This is a genomic window from Vulcanisaeta sp. JCM 14467 (assembly GCF_001316245.1).
Lineage (GTDB): Archaea > Thermoproteota > Thermoprotei > Thermoproteales > Thermocladiaceae > Vulcanisaeta.
In genome coordinates, this window is record NZ_BBDM01000004.1 from 108,793 (window position 1) to 126,003 (window position 17,211).

The following is a 17,211-nucleotide window of genomic DNA, read 5'->3' on the forward strand; positions in this document are numbered from 1 at the left end:
TGTTCCTGTTTAGAACAAAAATTCACTATTTACGCTTTGTCTCAAGATCACGGAAATACTTATACAAGCCATCGACAGCCATTCCAAATAAGTGGTAATGCGCCTCATGTTCCTAAGCCTGCCATAAACCCTCCTAAGGTCCTGATCCCTCTCCACAAGTATCCTCTCAAGGTCACTAACGTTCAATCCCTCCCTAACAGCCTCCTCGGCAGTCCTGCCCCAAATATCCAACTGCCTAAGGTGTCTATTCAGCAAATCGGTGGCGTTGGGAACGAGTAAGTGATGTGTATAGGCTATGTACTTTGGATTCTTGGCAATTAACTTCTTGACACTATCAACATACATATCAAATCTAAGGGGTTCCATCGTCGTCGGTATTATGTAGTCGAGATCCTTAACGTAGATACCAGCCGCATCGCCAACAATAAGTATATTCCAGGGCTCAACGATGAAGGACTGATGATGACTTGCGTGACCCGGCGTGTGTATTACCTCCACGGTGACGTCGCCGATAGTCACTCTATCACCATCCCCAGTCTCCCTCGCATTTTTACTAGGCACCTCCAGTGGTCTACCGTATAATTCACCAAGCCAACCCATGGCATCCCTAGCCGGTACCCAAATAATGTCTGGGTTGGGTAGAACCTTTGAACCCCTTGGATGAACATAAACCTCAATGTTGGGATTAAGCTCAGTTAATGCGCCAGTGCCTCCATAATGATCAATGTGTACATGCGTAATAAATGCATGGGTAACATTACCCGCTAAACTCCTTAATGAGTTCTTTAAGTCATTACTTGATACTGCAGGTCCACCCTCAAACACTATTATGCCCTTACCCGTATTTATTGCGTATACCGAGACTAGATTACTAAACCCACCTGGTTCTAAGTCTATTTGGTACACGTTTTTCATTACCTCAATTAACCGCACCATAATTAAACATGGGTATTCCACTTAATAAGTTATATCATGATAATTATACTATATAGTTTTTACGACCCAAATAAACTAGAAAGTCCGGCTGCGATCTCCTCCTCGCTCGGGCCCTCCTTCTTCTCCTCACCGGTCTCTTCCTTCTTTTCCTCAGCCTTCTTCTCCTCCGCCTTAGTCTCCTCGGTCTTTACCTGCTGTGGCTGCTGGGTAACCTGTAGCCCGAGTTCAGGGGCCTTTGGCGCTATCACCGCGGCTAATGCATTAGCCTCGGCAACCGCCTTAGCCAATATGTATTGAGCAGTCTCTGGAGTCATGTACCTGGCATTGACGGCTAGGTTGATGGCCTCCATGTGCGCCTTGGCAAGAGATACCCTGAGGACCTCAGGTGTTGGGTATGCCGTGTTAACCGCTAGGTTAAATGCATACTTCACGGCGTCTTCAATCATCGACCTATACGCACCTATGTCAAGTCTCAGATTATCAACTGGTATTACATACTTACCCCTCAGTATCGCCGCCTTTATTTTCAAGGTCTCGAATATAGGCTTTATATTTAGTTTCTTCAGGATTTCAGCCGCATCCTCATTAATCTTATCGCCCTTCTTAACAACTACGGTATCCTTAACGATCCAGATCTTACCATCCTGAACCTTAATTGGTATCTTCAACTTACCGAACTTGCTCATTATTGGACCTGGCTCATGTTAGTATTACCGGCAGGCGCCACTAAGTCAAATGGCGCTATATCGCCGGGCATTGCCTCCCTCCTAACGCCAGTACCCCAAATCCACTTAGCCAGTTCGAATGGGTTCTCGTTAGAGAATATGAGTAGGTTTTCTCCTGCGAATAACTTCTCGATGTCCTCACCGACACTACCCATTAATTGCCTAAGCGCTATTAATGTGAGGGTGTTCTTAGCCTTAATCATCCTGGCACCCCTCCTCCTAAGCCAGAACCTATACTCCTGAAGGACCCTATTTGATGTTCCATGAATGTCTATGACGAATACGGTGTCGTACTTACTGAATAACTCCTTCAACTCATTAACGATCCTAACCTTCTTCTCTGGATAGGGCTTCGTCCTAACGTATGTACGCTTAAACACTGGTTGTGAAGCCATATCAGCAAGAACCGCTCAAGTAATGACTTAATTAATTTTTCTTCCGACGAAATAATGCATTATGCAGAATTAAGAACAAAATGATTCCCTAGTGTTCCTGCTTAGTTATTTAGATGTTAATGGTGAAAACGTGACGGGAGGACCCATGGTGAGCTTTACACTAACATCGCCCAGTTGCTCGGGCCTAACTTTCTTCAGTATTTCTTCAAGTACGGTCATTATGTTCTCTGCGACCTGCTTTGGATCCATATCCTCAGTGCCTACCCTGCACATGACCTGTGGCTGGTCCTTAACCCTGATCCTAACACTCCTCTTAAGCCTATCAATCACGGCCTTAATATCGGCATTGGGCTGGACAACCTCAGGTATTTTATTCCTAGGACCTAGTATTTGGCCCATGACCCTACCAATGAGTACCATCAGGTCTGGCGTCGCCACGAAGTAGTCATACGAATTAGCTAGCTTCCTAATTTCCTTCTTATTACCGGCAAGCTTCTCAATATCCTCCCTAGTGAGTATGGCATCTGCCCTCGCCTCCTTAGCCGCAAGTACCATGGCTCCCGTGGCCATTACACAGACCTTCGGCTCCTTACCCTGCAGTGGGTGCGGTAGCGCAACGGTTATATTAAACCTATTGTTCTGGTTCTTAACGTCGAAGTCTCTAAACCTAACTATTAACTCATACGTTTGCTTAAACCTCCTCTTCTTAGCCCTTGCCTTGGCCTCCGTGACTGCCTTAATTATTGCGTCGAGGTTTAGGCTCATAATCGTGTATTGTGGGAGAAACCCCTTATTAAAGCATTTTTCCTACTAAAGTGCGTATTTTAAGCCAATCGAACCTACAACCTACCCTCCTGCTTTAATAACTCCTCATACTTAGATATTACGTTATCGTAAGAGCCAGCATCAATCTCCTTAAGCACTTGCTTCGGGTCCTTACCGCCGATGGTTACGCCAATACTCCTGCAAGCGCTCACTACCTGCTTTAGGGCGTTCCTGAAGTTCCTACTCCTTAATTCCTCCCACTTTATGTAGGCTATCTCGGCAAGTCTCTCAATGCTTATATCCCCAATCAACTCCTTAACCGCCTGGTGACTACCCGTGTCCTTACCAATGGCCTTCATTATTAAGTCAGCAATTGGTGGCAGCTCGGGCTTCACGTCGAAGCTCTTTGTATCCTCGTCAATCTCTATCTCAACAAACACGTTATTAATGCCGTAATTAGCCAGTATCTTAGTCTTTTTATTAATCTCCTCAGTGACCTTACCCACGTCAATGCCGTACTGACTTAATTGCTGGACTGCCGGTCCACCTGCCTTACCCGGCGCAACCGCTATCTTTACTACCCTCTTTGCCATATCGTGGGTTTCGCCTAATGTAGGTATTTAACGTTTTTGCTATTATTGCTTGCCCTCTATTTTCCTAACACCCCTAATATTCACGATTATAGGCATCGTACTCGATGAATCAAGCAATTCCAGGTAAACCTGCCCCCTCTGCTTGTCAATATCCACAACCCTACCCTTATAGCCCTTAAACGGTTCAACTATTATCTCAACCACATCACCCACATTAATCTCCACAGGCTTCGCCAGGCTATTAACAATCTCATCAACACTCATTACACCCCTAACCATGCCCCTGTAATGCTTAATGTTTGTGGCTAAATCCTGGATCTCGTAGGGCATCGAACCTTCGACAAACACAAACCCCTTGAGTGCCGGTAATACTACGATGGCCGTAATTTTAACTTTGTCAAGGCCCTTATGCTCAGCCTGGCCTTGAGCATGAACGCAACGTTGTATTCCTGATTACCCACAGCCCTAAGTGCATAGACCTACAACTCAATGCCTGGTCAGTACCACTCATCGCCTCTCCACTAACTTAATGAGTTAATAAAACTTGCCCAACTGGGATTAGGTCCTTACCTACGTCCGAGACTCCTAGTGCTGAGTAAAACTAGTATGAGTATAATGGCCAGTATTATCACTACTGTAAGCACGACAATGAGGTTTAGTGGGTATGGTAGGCTGAAGTTGGCACTACTCGTGAGGTATTGTTGGGCTACGCTGAATAGGAATGAGTAAACACCGAGTATAGCCACTATTAATGCGCCGAGCTTAAGTATTATCATGTAATTACTCCTGGTGGGCTTTTTGGCAACCTTAAATATCCAGGCGAGTGTGCTGAACCAATTCGCTATCTTCTTACCCAAACCCTCACTACTCATTGCATGTGATGGGTTGATTTAGTGATTATAAAATTTTCTAACCATCTCGTTACTCACTAAAGGATCAACTGCCTAAAAAATTCAAGCTTATTAAATGGTCTCAAGTCATCATAGCCCTGCCCAACACCGAGGAAGTAAATGGGCTTCTTCAACTCATATAGGAAGGTCAGTATGGCACCACCCTTCGGGTATGCATCGACCTTCGTAACTACTAAGCCATCAATCCTCACGTACTTACTGTAATACTTGGCGATGTCCAGCGCCTCATTACCGAGTAATGCATCGGCTATGAATATGGAGAGGTCAGGCTTACTAACCCTCTGTATCTTACTCAGTTCATTCATTAGGTTGGCATCTGTGTGCATCCTACCCGCCGTATCAATCATTACATAATCAATGCTCCTAACCCTGGCGTGGTTCACCGCGTCGTAGGCGACGGCGGCTGGGTCGGAGCCATAGCTATGCTTAATAACTCTAACGCCAAGCTTCGCCGCATGACCCTCCAACTGCTCAATAGCCCCAGCCCTGTACGTGTCCGCAGCCGCCCAAACCGTGGTGTAGCCCCTCTTCATTAGCTGGTGAGTTATCTTTGCTATTGTCGTTGTCTTACCATAACCATTGGGGCCCAGGAATAGGAGAACCACCGGCTTCTTTGTCTGGAGGATCCTAGTGACCTCGCCCATGAAGTCGACATCAGGTACGTCGCTGAACAACTTATTCATCACATCGATAATCCCATTCTTAATCACGGACTCCTTATCACCAAACCTGGGCACCTTAATACCCCTCAGGTAATTAACCATGGCGTTGCATATTGCGTCAGCCACGTCGACGGCCACGTCGGACTCCACCAACTGCATGAACAATTCGTCGCGGATCTCATTGAGCTTATCCTCGCTTAGCTCAGTCGTTGTTATTGAGTTGACTATCGTATTCGTGAATGACTTAAAGGCGTTCTTTAACCTATCAAACATTAAGTAACACCTTACTGCCCAGCCTGCTGTTGCTGCCTAATGGCGGCGCTTATGTATAGAAGGAAATTATCAATATCTGTTATCCTCTTCGCTATGTCCGCGGATTGGGCATCGAGTTTTGACCTTAAATCCTCAAACTCCTTAATTCTCTCATCAATGTAGTTTATGGCGTATGAAACATCCATCTCGACCACGAAATTGGCGCCAACACTCACCAGAACCTTCTCGCCCTGGGCTGGCGAAGCTTAATGAATACGCCACCACCAACCCCTGCGTACGTGTCCTGGGCCGCGCCCTTGCTCAATAGCGTTAGCATGTCCTTGGCGTTCCTAAGTTCATTTATTGATTGCGTCACCAATGCGAGGTTCTGCCTGACGACATCGAGTAGTGCGGCTAGGGAGTTCCTCTCCTCAATTAATCTCTCGATGTCCTCTCTCGTTATTACTATTCTCTGTGGTTGCTGGGACATCCTCACCACTTAACCAGTGATTCCATGGATAGTAATTGCAGCACCTCTGTGCGTTTAACCTCATCCCTGCTTATCTCCCTAACCTCCTCAATCCTGATCATACTCCTCTTCAACTTATGCCTGCTGCCTAACCTACTATATGCCATTTCAACAGCCTCGCTAGGCTTCGTAGCCAATAGCTCCAGGGAGAACCTCTGCCACTGCATCCCAATCCTCATGCGCCCTGTGACTCTGTAAATCTTAACCGACACGTGAGGCACTTAGGCATGGATTATTTAATCTTTTCCCAATATGTTTTTAAAGGAGCATTGACAGTACTAGTCAGGTGATTGGCATGGTCCTCACATGCGACGTTTGCGGCGCACCAATCGAGGGTGAGCCAGTCATTGTAGAAATTGACGGTGCAGTACTGACACTATGCCAGAGGTGCGCCCGTAAGTACACTAGCGTCAAGGGTGTTAGGGTGATTAAGGGTCCATCGCAGGTTCAGGCTGTGCAGCAGCCAATGACTGTAATTAGGCATGAATCTAGGAGGGGGGTTACGTATAGGGTTAGTAGGCCGAGGGTCAATGTTGATAGGTACGAGGTTGTTGAGAACTATGCCGAGTTGATTAAGGAGGCTAGGGAGAGCCTTGGCATGAGTAGGGACGTGCTGGCTAAGGTTATTGGTGTTAAGGAAAGCGTTCTGAGGAGGATTGAGGATGGTCAATTAATACCCGACGTCGAGCTTGCCAGGAAGCTCGAGAAAGCACTTGGTATTAGCCTGCTGAGGGAGTCTGAGGAGGTTGGTACTGAGGTTCAGAGACCCGTCAGCAAGTCATTGACGTTGGGCGACGTGGTGACCCTCCGTGAGAAGAATAAGAGTAAGTGATGTATTGCTTAATACATTACGGCATTAGCTTTAAATAACGAGTGGATTGCAGTATGTGTTAGTGAGTAATAGCAAGGCTAAGGCCCTATTACTTATTGCGGATGATGTTGGTGAGAATAGGATTAAGGAATTTCAATTACTAAGTGAGGCTGGTGGTTATGAGGTCCTGGACACGATAATACAGAGGAGGAGACCCGACACCAGGTATTACCTGGGCATTGGTAAACTTGGTGAGGTTGAGTCCCTCGTTAAATCCCTTAGGCCTGATGCCGTGATTACCTATCATCAACTAAACCCAATACAGTACGTGAACCTCGAGCGTAGGTTGAGGGTTAGGGTCATGGATAGGATACTCCTTATCCTGGAGATATTCGAGAAGAGGGCAGGTAGTAAGGAGGCTAAGCTCCAGATCGAGTTGACCAGGCTTAGGCTTGAGATACCAAGGGTTAGGGAGTTCATCAGACTCGCCAAGATGGGCGAGCAAATAGGCTTCTACGGTGGTGGTGAGTACGCAATAGAGGCCTACTATAGGTACATGATGAGGAGGATTGCCCACATCAGGAGGGAGTTAAACGCAATCAGGAGGAGAAGGGAGATGCTCGTGGTTAGGAGGAGGGATTATGGACTACCACAGGTGGCATTGACAGGCTACACATCGGCTGGTAAAACAACCCTCTTCAATAGGTTGGCTAAGGAGAGTAAGTACGTTGATGGCAAGCCATTCGCGACACTGGACACCTACTCAAGGCTCGTTAATTTTAATGGGTTGAACGCCATATTGACGGATACGATAGGGTTCATCGACGACTTACCACCACTTCTCATTGAGTCGTTCTACGCAACCATAGCGGAGGTTCTTAATGCGGACCTCATACTCTTTATGGTAGACGTGAGTGATGATTATCAGGAATTCTCTAGGAAGTTCATGAGTTCCATAAAAATATTCGATGATCTGGGAATACCCAGGACGAGGGTTTTACCGGTCTTAAATAAGGTTGATTTAATGGATAGCGTTAGTATTAATGATAAGATTAGCCTCGTGAAGAGTGAATTTGGTGATTACGTGCTGATATCGGCAAAGACTGGGGTTGGCATTGATGACTTAAGGGATACTGTGAGGAGTAGATTGGAACCATTAATGGTTGGTAGGAGGTACGGTAATAGTAAGAATTTTTTTAACCCAGTAGGCTGGTCATTCATTGATGGTCGAGGACCTGGAGACATCCTTATTCCTTGAGTATGCAAGGAGGAGGATAGCCTTTGAGTATGATAATGAGGAGATGGGTGAATTAGCCGTTAAGATCCTGAGGACGTTGAGTGAGAGGAATGAGGCCGTATCCGATGAGACCCTAGCCCTAGTCCTCGGCATAAGCGCGACTGAGATTAGGAGGATATTGCATGTAATGCATAAGGCAGGCCTTGTTGGACTTGCCCGTGAGTCTACGGACCAGTATAGGTATGAGTATAAGTGGTTCGTTAATAAGGACTTTATCAGGAGGTTTCTAGTACAGCATGTCAATAAAGTAACATCCAAGCTCATGCATAGGATAAATGCATTAAGCACAACTACACTTTACATATGCCCAACATGCTTCAGGAGCTACACGCTCGATGAGACTTATGAGTACGACTTTAGGTGCCCAAGGGATGATACTGAGTTGGTTCAGGCCGATGTATCCTCAGAAATAACCTTCCTAACTAACGTGATTAAGAATCTACGTAGGGAGGAGAAGGAATAATGTTTTTTTAGCACTCATGCATTATTCAACGAGGTCCAACTAATACTTGCCCTTAGACAATACCCTAGCCGCCGTGATTAATGGGTGCCAGACGGGCGATGTTGGTGGTGAGTATGATAGGTCAGCGAAGAAGAAGTCGTCAATAGTCGCACCCTTACCTATCAATGCCGCCGCAACGTCTATGTAACCCGCGACAATCCTGTCAGGCCCAATTATCTGAACGCCAAGAATCCTACCGCTTGGTTCATCCATCATCATCTTGATATTAATCTGAACACCACCTGGGTAGTAGTGGGCCGTAGTCCTGGTCTTAACCACCGCAGACACTGGCTTGAATCCCTCCTCCCTGGCCTGCTTTTCTGTGAGCCCGGTCCTAGCTACGTACAGGTTGAATACCTTGGTCACTGCCGTACCCAACACGCCCGGGAATTTCAGGAACCTACCCCTAACGGCGTTGGCGCCGGCGACCTGCCCCATCTTATTGGCTGGTGGTGCTAGGGCTACGTACATCCTCTTCCCAGTGATTAGGCTCCAGGTCTCAGCCACATCACCTGCTGCGTATACGTTGGGCACGGTGGTCTCCATGTACTCATTAACCCACACGGCGCCCGTCTCACCAAGCTTCGCACCAGCCTTAACGGCAAGATCCACATCTGGCTTAACGCCGACGCCCATGATCACCTTATCAACGTTGTACTCGCCCTTCTCAGTAATCACCTTATTCACATGCCCATTAACGCCCCTGAAGCCTATAACCTTCTCGCCAAGGTGAAGCTCAATGCCGTTCCTAATGAGTTCATCGTGTATCAACTTAGCCATGTCCTCATCAAACGTTGTCGGTAGCACGTGTGGCATCATTTCGAAGAGTAAAACCTTCTTACCAAGGTTCCTAAGTGCCTCGGCAACCTCAAGGCCTATGTAGCCACCGCCAACCACGGCAACCGTACTCGCCCTCTCAACCTCCTCCCTTAGTCTTGGCGCCTCGTGAGGAAGCCTGAGCGTTAATATGCCGTTTAGGTCATGACCCTCCACGGGGAGCGTTATTGGTTTTGCCCCAGTGGCTATTATGAGTGTGTCCCACTGATACTTAACAACGTCATTACCCTCCCTGGCATACACAACCTGGTTCTTGGTATCCACGTCGAAGACCTCAGCGTTGATCTTGACCGTGATCCTCCTCTCCTTGGCAAACTCCTCAGGTGTGTATATTGCGAGTTCCTGCGCCTCCTTAACAACACCACCCAGGTAATACGGTATTCCACAGGTGCGTGGCTTATGAATAAGCCCTTATCAAGCATTACAATCTCAGCCTCCGGATCAAGTCTCCTAGCCCTGGCGGCAGCCGAAGCGCCAGCAGCTCCGCCACCAACTATTACAATACGCTTGCCCATATAACTCCCAGAGCTATTACGACTTAATTAGTTTTTCCATGCATAATTATCAGCAATAACCGTTAAGTCCCGCTAATAACTCGTTGATTATTTTCCTGGCGGTTAATGCATGCCTTCTTCTGACTGGGTATTGAATCATTAATTCCGCATTATCAATCCTGCCTGCGCTGCCGTATTTAATGCACTCAGCCACGTACCTACTCACGTGGTGGGTTAATGTCCATGCTATTAACTCGTGAATAACCCCATCATCGACAACGCTGGGTATCCTCTTCGTCATTTGCATAAACGTTGATGCAACCAGGTACTTCCTATCCAGTGTGTAGTGGAGGAATTCGTGAACTACCGTATCAATGACATTGCTTATATCGCTTATTGTGAGGTCCTCCTTAGAGATTACATCCACTAATCTGAGTATGTCCCAGATTGATAATGCGATTACCTCATTCCCGTTAATGGGTAGGATTTTACCATAGACAGTTGGGTTATGAGTAAGTAGTATCTTCGGTAAGTCAATACTGAATATCCTACCATTATGGTTAGTGCACTCATTACTAATTGAAAGTAAGTACTCGCACCACTCCTGGCACTACTCACCCGATTATCAATGTAGTATTCACAATAATCATCACATATTATCATCAACCCAATAGTTAATGATGGGCTCGCACCTATGGTTATTACGTATGAGCGACCATGCCGTCTCCTAATACTTTCTATGGTTACGTACCTGTCAAGGTAATAATCCCTCAGGAGCGATTCCATGGTATCCTTAGTAATTGCATCGTACTCCTCACCACTGGGCATGAAGCTGGGATTAATAGAACCTAGTAGGTTTAGTATTAAGTCAAGGGTTGATAACGCAATCCTTAACTTAACTCGTTGCCTATTAAATAATAGTGTTAATGAATTTACATACTTTAAATTGCTTAGGAAATCATTGTGAAGCTTTCCAGCATAACTCCATGAGAAATTAGTCAGCATATCAAATTACCACTGATGCAGCATTAATTTTAGTTACCCATAATTTAAATGATTCCTTTCAGTGCACTAGCTTATCCCCCGCGCAATGTTATTAAAAATCCCTAACAATGACTAATGAATGCCCCTACCAATAACAGGCGGTGTTAAGCCTCCCTGGATCACGGAGTTGGGTGGCGTCGCCTCGGAACACCCCGTGGCGAGTAGGTTGGGCGTTGATGTACTTAACCTCGGTGGTAACGCCATTGATGCGGCAGTAACAATATCACTTGCACTAGCCTTACACAGCCACACCTTGGTGGTCTCGGTGGTGACTTCTTTGCTATGGTTTACATAGCCAGGGAGGGCAGGGTTTACTTCCTAAATGCAAGTGGGTGGGCACCACGAAGACTGAGTAAGGAGTTGCTCCTACAGAGGGGGTTGAACGCAGTACCAATTAGGGGTTCATTATCGCCTGTGGTTCCAGGACTATTGGCGGGACTCCACGCACTTTGGAGGCGGTTTGGGACTAATGAGTGGAAATCCCTTGTGAAACCGGTTGTCGAGGTTGCAAGGAAGGGCTTCCCAGCCAGTCCGAGTTTCGTCAAGGCCATAGAATTACTTAAGAACGAGGTCGCTAATAACAATGATTTCAAGTCAGTATACCCAATAAATGCCAGGCCCTGGGATATGATAAGGATAGAGCCGTTAACAAGGACATTCGAGTTAATAATGGAGCACGGGCCCGACATCCTCTATCGAGGGGAGGTTGGTGAGGCCCTTGTGAATTATCTTCAGTCCATTGGTGGCGTTATGGAGATGAGTGATCTAATGGAGTATGAGCCTGAGTGGCGTGATCCATTGAGCGTTGATTATAAGGGGTTGACTATTTACGAATCACCGCCCAACACCCAGGGAATAACCACGTTAATGATATTGAGACTTCTTGAGGAGTTGAAGGTTAAGGTCGACGCATGGTCACGAAGTAGGATTGAGACATACCTAAGCATTTATAGGATTGCCTACGAGCTTAGGGACTCGTACGTTGGCGATCCAAGGTTCGTTGAGGTACCGATCAATAAGCTCCTCGACCCAGAATTCCTATTGTCAGCATATAAATCAGGGATTAGTAAGCAATTAAATGGCTCCGGCGATACCACGTACTTCGTGGTCGTTGATAGGGAGGGGAATATCGTAAGCGCCATCCAAAGTCTATACCAACACTTTGGCTCATTAGTCACCGAGCCCAGGTATGGAATCACGCTCAATGATAGGGCCTCAGACTTCTCAATGGATGGGCCAAACATGCTAATGCCCAGGAAGAGACCGCTCCACACGTTGAGTACCGTAATAATAACTAAGGATGGAGAACCAAAATACGCCCTCGGGACCTCTGGAGCCCACTTCAGACCGCAGCAACATACTCTATTCATAACCAACATTGTCGATTACGGCCTAAGCCCCGTGGAGTCCATTGATGCACCCAGGTTCCTTTGGGACAGGAAATCACTAATCATTGAGGAGGGTTACGAAGTAAACGGCCTAACAGAGCCCCACCAGGTAATTAGGTACCCAGGCCGAACAGGTGTGGCAAGTATAGCAGCATTCCTTGACAACGGCAGGAAGCTACTCTACGCCGACATACGCGGGGATGGGTTAGCCCTCGGTCAATAATCCAGCGTTATGAGTATGCCTGGTTGTGTGTAGGGAAGTGTTTATAAATAGGATATGCATCCTATCTCCGTATGTCGAGGGGCATTTCGAAGGCGTTAATCGTGGGAGTAGCCGTGGTAATCGCCGTAGTAATAATCGCAACCTACTACGCCACACAAGCCCTTGTGCCTAAGCATGCCGTTAAGTACCCAATCACCGTGGTTGATTACCTAGCCGTAATGTCACGATTACCTCCCACCAACCACCATAGGCACCATAAGCCCAGACTGCACGCAAATAATCTACGCCCTAGGCTTCGGCAATAGGGTTGTCCTGATAGACGTATACTCCGAGCAACTACTCAATTACCTAAACATCACCGTACCTAACAACGTCACCACGATAAGCCAAATATTCGAATCACCACCAATAGAGCCAATAATAACCGCCCACCCATCACTACTCTGCGTAGACGCGGGCTTCCAATCGCAGTTAGCTCAAAGCCAGAGCCTTAGTACATTGAGTGCGGCTAATATTACGGTGGTGTTCATAGGTGGTACGAATAACACAAACGTGATGGGCATTGAGAGTGATGTAATGCTAATGGCTAAGGCGCTTGGGGTTCCAGGTAGGGGTGAGGAGGTGATAAGCCATATGAACAATATCATTAATTACATAGAGAGCAGGGTCTCGGGTGAGCCTAGGGTAGTTGTAGCCTACATATCGTGGTACAACCCAATCTATGTTGCGGGTAATTCATCATTCGTTGGCTACTACATTAACATAGCCGGTGGTTATGACCCATTCAGTGGCATGTACTACGGTTAGCCCAAGCCAATTACTCACCGTTAACCCCGACTATATAATTGCCGATGACTTCATGGGCAACTACACAGCGACACTGCAGGCAATTCTCTCAATACCCGGGATAAACAGCACAAATGCCGCTAAGGAGAATCACATATACATACTTGGCAATTTCGCGGAGAGTCTTGTCGAGGAGCCAGGACCATTATCCGTTTATGGAGCTTTACTACTCGCCATGATACTACACCCAGACGCCTTCGGCCTTAACTCAACGGCAATACCACACTACATAAGCGCTCAGTGGGTTGGTCAGTACGTAAAGCCTAATCTAAACCTCACGTTGGGTAATGGGTGATGGTAACGGCCACGAATACCGTCATTAAATTCGCTTGGGTCTTCATCCCATTATTACTGATTGGTATAGTCCTAAACCTAGTCATTGGTGAAGTTCCAATACCAATAAGGGCCCTATTTGACCCAACCAATACGTATAAGATCATAATAATGGACATAAGACTACCCGAGGTAATCGCCTGCATAGTAGTTGGGGCGAACCTAGCCGTCGCCGGCGCCGTCATGCAGGCTGTTTTCAGGAACCCACTCGCTGAGCCATACGTAACCGGTACCGCGTCCGGTGCATTATTCGGTGCCCTGCTGGGTCTGCTTGTTTACGCTAGGTTCAGGACAGCGTTACTGCCCTCTATCGTGCTTATGCCACTACTCTCATTCCTAGGCGCCTTATTAGCCACAGTCATAGTGGTTGCCTTCGGTAGGGGTTATTGGCTGTCTCTGATCCTTGCGGGTATTGCAGTTTCTATACTATTTTCATCAATTGTCATGATACTGGACACGTACTTACTAACCATAATCCCAACACTGCCAGCCGTTATTTACCTACTATTCGGCACTGTGAGCGGCATTACTTGGGGCGAGGACGTGATAATGCTCGGCGTGAGCATCCCAATCCTAGCGTACGTGGTCATGAGTGGTCACGAGATTAACCTATTAATGATGAGCGATGAGGTTGCCCAGGCAGGTGGTGTTAATCCTAGGTTATTCAGGAACCTATTAATAGTATTGGTTGGGCTATTGACTGCCGTGACCGTGTCATTCACGGGAATAATAGGCTTCGTAGGCTCATGACACCTCACATAACCAGGTTGTTAATATCGAGTTCGGATAATTCGAGGGTTATACCGCTATCAATGATCTCGGGCCCCACGATAATGCTATACGCAAACGTGGTTAGTAAGGTCCTCATGCCTGGCGTAATCATGCCAATAACGGCAATAACCAGTCTCATAGGCGTACCAGTACTATTAATCCTGCTCAGGGGTGGTCGTAGTGAGTGATTACGTGGTTAGGTTTGTGAACGCCAGGATTGGCTATGACGAGCCAGTAATTAGGGATATCGTACTGGGCATACCCAGGTCAAGCCTAACAACAATACTCGGCCCCAATGGGTCTGGGAAGACAACACTTCTCAGGGCCATAATAAGGTATGCGAGGATCTTCGGTGGTTACGTGTACATCGATGGTAAGAGTATTGACGAGGTACCCATTAGGGATTTGCCAAGGTACATATCTTACTCACCCGCAGAGATCTACTCCCAAATGGCCCTGACTGTCCTTGACGTGGTCATGAGCTCGCGGAATGGCAATGGTTGGGTAAGTAAGGATGACGCCATTAAGGCCCTTAGGTACCTGGGCATAGATAATATTGTAAATAGGAGGTTTGATGAATTGAGCACTGGCCAGAAGAGACTCGTCCTAATTGCTAGGGCATTGGCATCAGGGGCACCGTTACTACTGATGGACGAACCAACGTCAAACCTCGACCTGGGTAATAAGTATAGGGTTATCCATGCGTTGAGGAGGATCGTTAATGATAAAGGGGTTACGGTGATTGCCGCAAGCCATGACATAGACCTTGCCTTAGCCAGTGATTGGGTTGTGGCGTTAAGGAATGGTGAGGTAATGGCCATGGGCCATCCAAGTGATGTAATTAGTGAGGGAGTCCTGAGTGAGTTGTATGGTGTTAATGTTAAGGTTATTAGCGTTGATGGGCATAGGCTTATCTACGTTCCTGAGACTCTCCAAGGCGGTTCTCCTTAGTTCTATTTACCTTTATTTGGACTACTGAGAAAAATTTATTTAATTCATGTTCTAGATAGTCGACGCCATGTTTGGATGGGGTGGACGTATATTAAGGATTGATCTTTCAAAGAAAAAAATTCGCCATCCAATCGCTAGACCCATCACTGGCACAGAATTACATTGGTGGTAGGGGCTTCGCCATAAAGACTCTGTGGGATGAATTACCGCCTGGCATTGACCCACTAAGCCCAATGAATAAGTTAATACTCGCCGTGGGGCCGCTCACCGCATTACCAATACCGAATAGTGGTAAATTACTCGTGGCTGCTAAGAGCCCATTAACTGGTGGCTATGGCGATGGGAACGTCGGCTCCTGGCTCGCCATTCACATGAGGAGGGCTGGCGTGGACATGATAATAATTGAGGGTAAGGCGGAGAAGCCAACCTACCTCTACATTGAGAACAGGGGCGATGAATTCAGGGTAGACTTCAACAGTGCAGAGGACCTGTGGGGCCTTGATTCCTTCACCACTGAGGATAGGTTGAAGAAGATCCACGGTAGCGACATAGGCATGGTCCTTATTGGGCCTGCCGGTGAGAATCTGGTCAGGTTCGCAACGGTAGTGGCCCAGAAGGGTCGTAGCGGCGGTAGGCCTGGCATGGGGGCTGTCATGGGTAGTAAGAACCTCAAGGCAGTGGTCATGAGGGGTCACGGCGAGATCAAGGTCGCGGATCCAATGCTTAGGAAGATTGGCCTAGACGCCATAGTTGCCACGAAGTCAAAGCCAGGCTACCCATTCTGGATGAGGCAGGGAACAACATCAACCGTGGAGTGGGCCCAGGAGGCCAGTGTCCTGCCTACGTATAACTACACCGAGGTCAATTCGATGAATATGAGAAGATAGGCGGTTTCTCCGTGGAGAGGAATAAGATAATGACCAGATCATGCCCACAGTGCATCATGGCCTGCGGCCACGTGGTTAAGGATGTGGAGGGTGAGCCCGCGGAGCTTGATTACGAGAATATCGCAATGCTCGGTAGTAACCTGGGCATTGGCGACTTAGCTAAGGTGCGCACCTAAATAGGATTGCCGACATGATGGGCATGGACACCATAAGCCTAGGCTCAACACTGGGCTTCGCAATGGAGGCAACGGAGAAGGGGATCCTTAAGGAGGGGATTGAGTGGGGCGATTACAAGAGGGCCGCCGAGGTTGCGATGGACATGGCACTGCAGAGGACGGAGTTGGGTAGGCTACTTAGTAAGGGTGTTAGGTTTGCATCAACCGAGTTGGGGCATGGATCCGAGGAGTTTGCAATGCATGTTAAGGGTCTTGAGACGAGCGCCTACGACTGCCACGCCGCGCCCGGCATGGCCCTAGCCTTCGGTACAAGCCCGATTGGCGCCCACCACAAGGACGCCTGGCTAATCAGTTGGGAGGTCCAGCACGGCAGGTTTGACTACACGAGGGAGAAGGTTGAGAAGCTAGTTGAGATGCAGGACATTAGGGGCGGCCTATTCGAGGCAATAGTCACGTGCAGATTCCCATGGGTTGAGGTGGGCCTAGAGCTCGATTGGTACTTCCGCCTATTTAAGGCCGCCACGGGCATGGACATGAACATGGAGGTACTAAGCACCATAAACAATAGGATCTACACACTAATCAGGTCATTCTGGGTCAGGGAGTACGGCCACTGGGACAGGGCTTACGACACACCGCCAGCCAAGTGGTTCAAGAGACCATTGAGTAGGGGTCCATTAAAGGGCGCCAAGCTCGATTATGATGGATACCAGAGAATGCTCAGTTGGTACTACGAGCTCCGCGGATGGGATGAGAGGGGTATACCGAGGAAGAACACGTTAAGGCGTTTAGGGCTTGACTTCGTAATTCCACAACTTGGGTCTATCGTCAACCTCAACTGAATGAATCAAAAATTATATAATAATTATTGAATTATATAGCA

The 17,211-nt window shown here is 47.4% G+C and carries 22 protein-coding genes and 3 pseudogenes; 11 read left to right on the top strand and 14 right to left on the bottom strand.

The annotated features are described in order from the left end of the window. Positions 1-9: 9 nt before the first annotated feature. From JCM14467_RS05535 to rpl18a, 11 genes are all read right to left on the bottom strand, one after another. Complete coding sequence (locus JCM14467_RS05535) at positions 10-915, bottom strand: MBL fold metallo-hydrolase (RefSeq protein WP_252900833.1); 906 nt, start codon at positions 913-915, stop codon at positions 10-12. 80 nt (positions 916-995) lie between these two features. Next, positions 996-1,622 carry a hypothetical protein gene (locus JCM14467_RS19900; RefSeq protein WP_342765474.1) on the bottom strand — a complete coding sequence of 209 codons (627 nt, stop codon included), beginning with the start codon at positions 1,620-1,622 and terminating at the stop codon, positions 996-998. After that, entirely contained in the window at positions 1,622-2,056 is a 435-nt protein-coding gene (rplJ, locus tag JCM14467_RS19905) for a 50S ribosomal protein L10 (protein WP_342765475.1), read from the bottom strand. Before rplJ ends, JCM14467_RS19900 begins: the two co-directional genes overlap by 1 nt. Before the next feature lie 105 nt (positions 2,057-2,161). Next, entirely contained in the window at positions 2,162-2,821 is a 660-nt protein-coding gene (locus tag JCM14467_RS05545) for a 50S ribosomal protein L1 (protein WP_054849431.1), read from the bottom strand. A gap of 74 nt (positions 2,822-2,895) precedes the next feature. Beyond that, a complete protein-coding gene (locus JCM14467_RS05550; protein ID WP_054849432.1) occupies positions 2,896-3,414 on the bottom strand; it encodes a 50S ribosomal protein L11 in 519 nt (172 codons plus the stop codon). Positions 3,415-3,456: 42 nt separating this feature from the next. Then, positions 3,457-3,762 (bottom strand): KOW motif-containing protein, encoded by a 306-nt coding sequence (locus tag JCM14467_RS05555; RefSeq protein ID WP_342765476.1) that lies wholly within the window; start codon positions 3,760-3,762, stop codon positions 3,457-3,459. Between the two features lie 218 nt (positions 3,763-3,980). Further along, complete coding sequence (locus JCM14467_RS05560; protein ID WP_054849433.1) at positions 3,981-4,286, bottom strand: hypothetical protein; 306 nt, start codon at positions 4,284-4,286, stop codon at positions 3,981-3,983. Between the two features lie 56 nt (positions 4,287-4,342). Then, on the bottom strand, positions 4,343-5,260 hold the full coding sequence (gene ftsY / locus JCM14467_RS05565; RefSeq protein ID WP_054849434.1) for a signal recognition particle-docking protein FtsY: 918 nt from the start codon (positions 5,258-5,260) through the stop codon (positions 4,343-4,345). Between the two features lie 11 nt (positions 5,261-5,271). After that, the gene (locus JCM14467_RS05570; RefSeq protein ID WP_054849435.1) at positions 5,272-5,475 is read right to left on the bottom strand and encodes a hypothetical protein; all 204 of its coding nucleotides are present in this window, start codon (positions 5,473-5,475) and stop codon (positions 5,272-5,274) included. Next, positions 5,472-5,735 (bottom strand): hypothetical protein, encoded by a 264-nt coding sequence (locus JCM14467_RS05575; protein WP_054849436.1) that lies wholly within the window; start codon positions 5,733-5,735, stop codon positions 5,472-5,474. The genes JCM14467_RS05570 and JCM14467_RS05575 overlap by 4 nt, the downstream gene beginning before the upstream one ends. Beyond that, positions 5,732-5,980 carry a 50S ribosomal protein L18Ae gene (gene rpl18a, locus JCM14467_RS05580; protein WP_054849437.1) on the bottom strand — a complete coding sequence of 83 codons (249 nt, stop codon included), beginning with the start codon at positions 5,978-5,980 and terminating at the stop codon, positions 5,732-5,734. The genes JCM14467_RS05575 and rpl18a overlap by 4 nt, the downstream gene beginning before the upstream one ends. 83 nt (positions 5,981-6,063) lie before the next feature. On the opposite strand from rpl18a, the gene JCM14467_RS05585 reads away from it, so the two are divergent. The 3 genes from JCM14467_RS05585 (at position 6,064) to JCM14467_RS05595 (ending at position 8,339) form a co-directional block, all read left to right on the top strand. Further along, on the top strand, positions 6,064-6,600 hold the full coding sequence (locus JCM14467_RS05585; protein ID WP_054849477.1) for a multiprotein bridging factor aMBF1: 537 nt from the start codon (positions 6,064-6,066) through the stop codon (positions 6,598-6,600). A 61-nt stretch (positions 6,601-6,661) separates the two neighbouring features. Then, positions 6,662-7,837, top strand: coding sequence for a GTPase HflX (hflX, locus tag JCM14467_RS05590; RefSeq protein WP_054849438.1), 1,176 nt, complete (start codon positions 6,662-6,664; stop codon positions 7,835-7,837). After that, a complete protein-coding gene (locus JCM14467_RS05595) occupies positions 7,803-8,339 on the top strand; it encodes a transcription factor TFIIE (protein WP_054849439.1) in 537 nt (178 codons plus the stop codon). The genes hflX and JCM14467_RS05595 overlap by 35 nt, the downstream gene beginning before the upstream one ends. 39 nt (positions 8,340-8,378) lie before the next feature. Here the strand turns inward: JCM14467_RS05595 and JCM14467_RS05600 are convergent. The 3 genes and pseudogenes from JCM14467_RS05600 to JCM14467_RS16290 all read right to left on the bottom strand — a co-directional run bounded on the left by JCM14467_RS05600 (position 8,379) and on the right by JCM14467_RS16290 (position 10,714). After that, positions 8,379-9,730, bottom strand: a pseudogene (locus JCM14467_RS05600) (FAD-dependent oxidoreductase). A 49-nt stretch (positions 9,731-9,779) separates the two neighbouring features. Beyond that, positions 9,780-10,136, bottom strand: coding sequence for a hypothetical protein (locus JCM14467_RS16285; RefSeq protein WP_252900834.1), 357 nt, complete (start codon positions 10,134-10,136; stop codon positions 9,780-9,782). 32 nt (positions 10,137-10,168) lie between these two features. Continuing rightward, positions 10,169-10,714, bottom strand: coding sequence for a hypothetical protein (locus JCM14467_RS16290; RefSeq protein WP_252900835.1), 546 nt, complete (start codon positions 10,712-10,714; stop codon positions 10,169-10,171). Positions 10,715-10,832: 118 nt separating this feature from the next. Between JCM14467_RS16290 and JCM14467_RS16295 the strand changes: the two genes are divergently transcribed. The 8 genes and pseudogenes from JCM14467_RS16295 (at position 10,833) to JCM14467_RS05630 (ending at position 17,170) form a co-directional block, all read left to right on the top strand. Then, positions 10,833-11,048: a hypothetical protein gene (locus JCM14467_RS16295; protein ID WP_252900836.1), complete on the top strand. Its 216-nt coding sequence runs from the start codon at positions 10,833-10,835 to the stop codon at positions 11,046-11,048. Further along, the gene (locus JCM14467_RS05610; protein WP_252900837.1) at positions 11,036-12,364 is read left to right on the top strand and encodes a gamma-glutamyltransferase family protein; all 1,329 of its coding nucleotides are present in this window, start codon (positions 11,036-11,038) and stop codon (positions 12,362-12,364) included. Before JCM14467_RS16295 ends, JCM14467_RS05610 begins: the two co-directional genes overlap by 13 nt. A 71-nt stretch (positions 12,365-12,435) precedes the next feature. Next, positions 12,436-12,669, top strand: coding sequence for a hypothetical protein (locus JCM14467_RS16300; protein ID WP_252900838.1), 234 nt, complete (start codon positions 12,436-12,438; stop codon positions 12,667-12,669). Positions 12,670-12,679: 10 nt separating this feature from the next. Continuing rightward, the gene (locus JCM14467_RS16305; RefSeq protein WP_342765478.1) at positions 12,680-13,171 is read left to right on the top strand and encodes an ABC transporter substrate-binding protein; all 492 of its coding nucleotides are present in this window, start codon (positions 12,680-12,682) and stop codon (positions 13,169-13,171) included. Continuing rightward, complete coding sequence (locus JCM14467_RS16310) at positions 13,152-13,505, top strand: hypothetical protein (protein WP_252900839.1); 354 nt, start codon at positions 13,152-13,154, stop codon at positions 13,503-13,505. Before JCM14467_RS16305 ends, JCM14467_RS16310 begins: the two co-directional genes overlap by 20 nt. After that, positions 13,505-14,502: pseudogene (locus JCM14467_RS05620) on the top strand (FecCD family ABC transporter permease). Before JCM14467_RS16310 ends, JCM14467_RS05620 begins: the two are co-directional and overlap by 1 nt. Then, entirely contained in the window at positions 14,495-15,265 is a 771-nt protein-coding gene (locus JCM14467_RS05625; RefSeq protein WP_252900840.1) for an ABC transporter ATP-binding protein, read from the top strand. Before JCM14467_RS05620 ends, JCM14467_RS05625 begins: the two are co-directional and overlap by 8 nt. 67 nt (positions 15,266-15,332) lie before the next feature. Next, positions 15,333-17,170 (top strand): annotated as a pseudogene (locus JCM14467_RS05630) (aldehyde ferredoxin oxidoreductase family protein). The last annotated feature ends 41 nt before the right edge of the window (positions 17,171-17,211 follow it).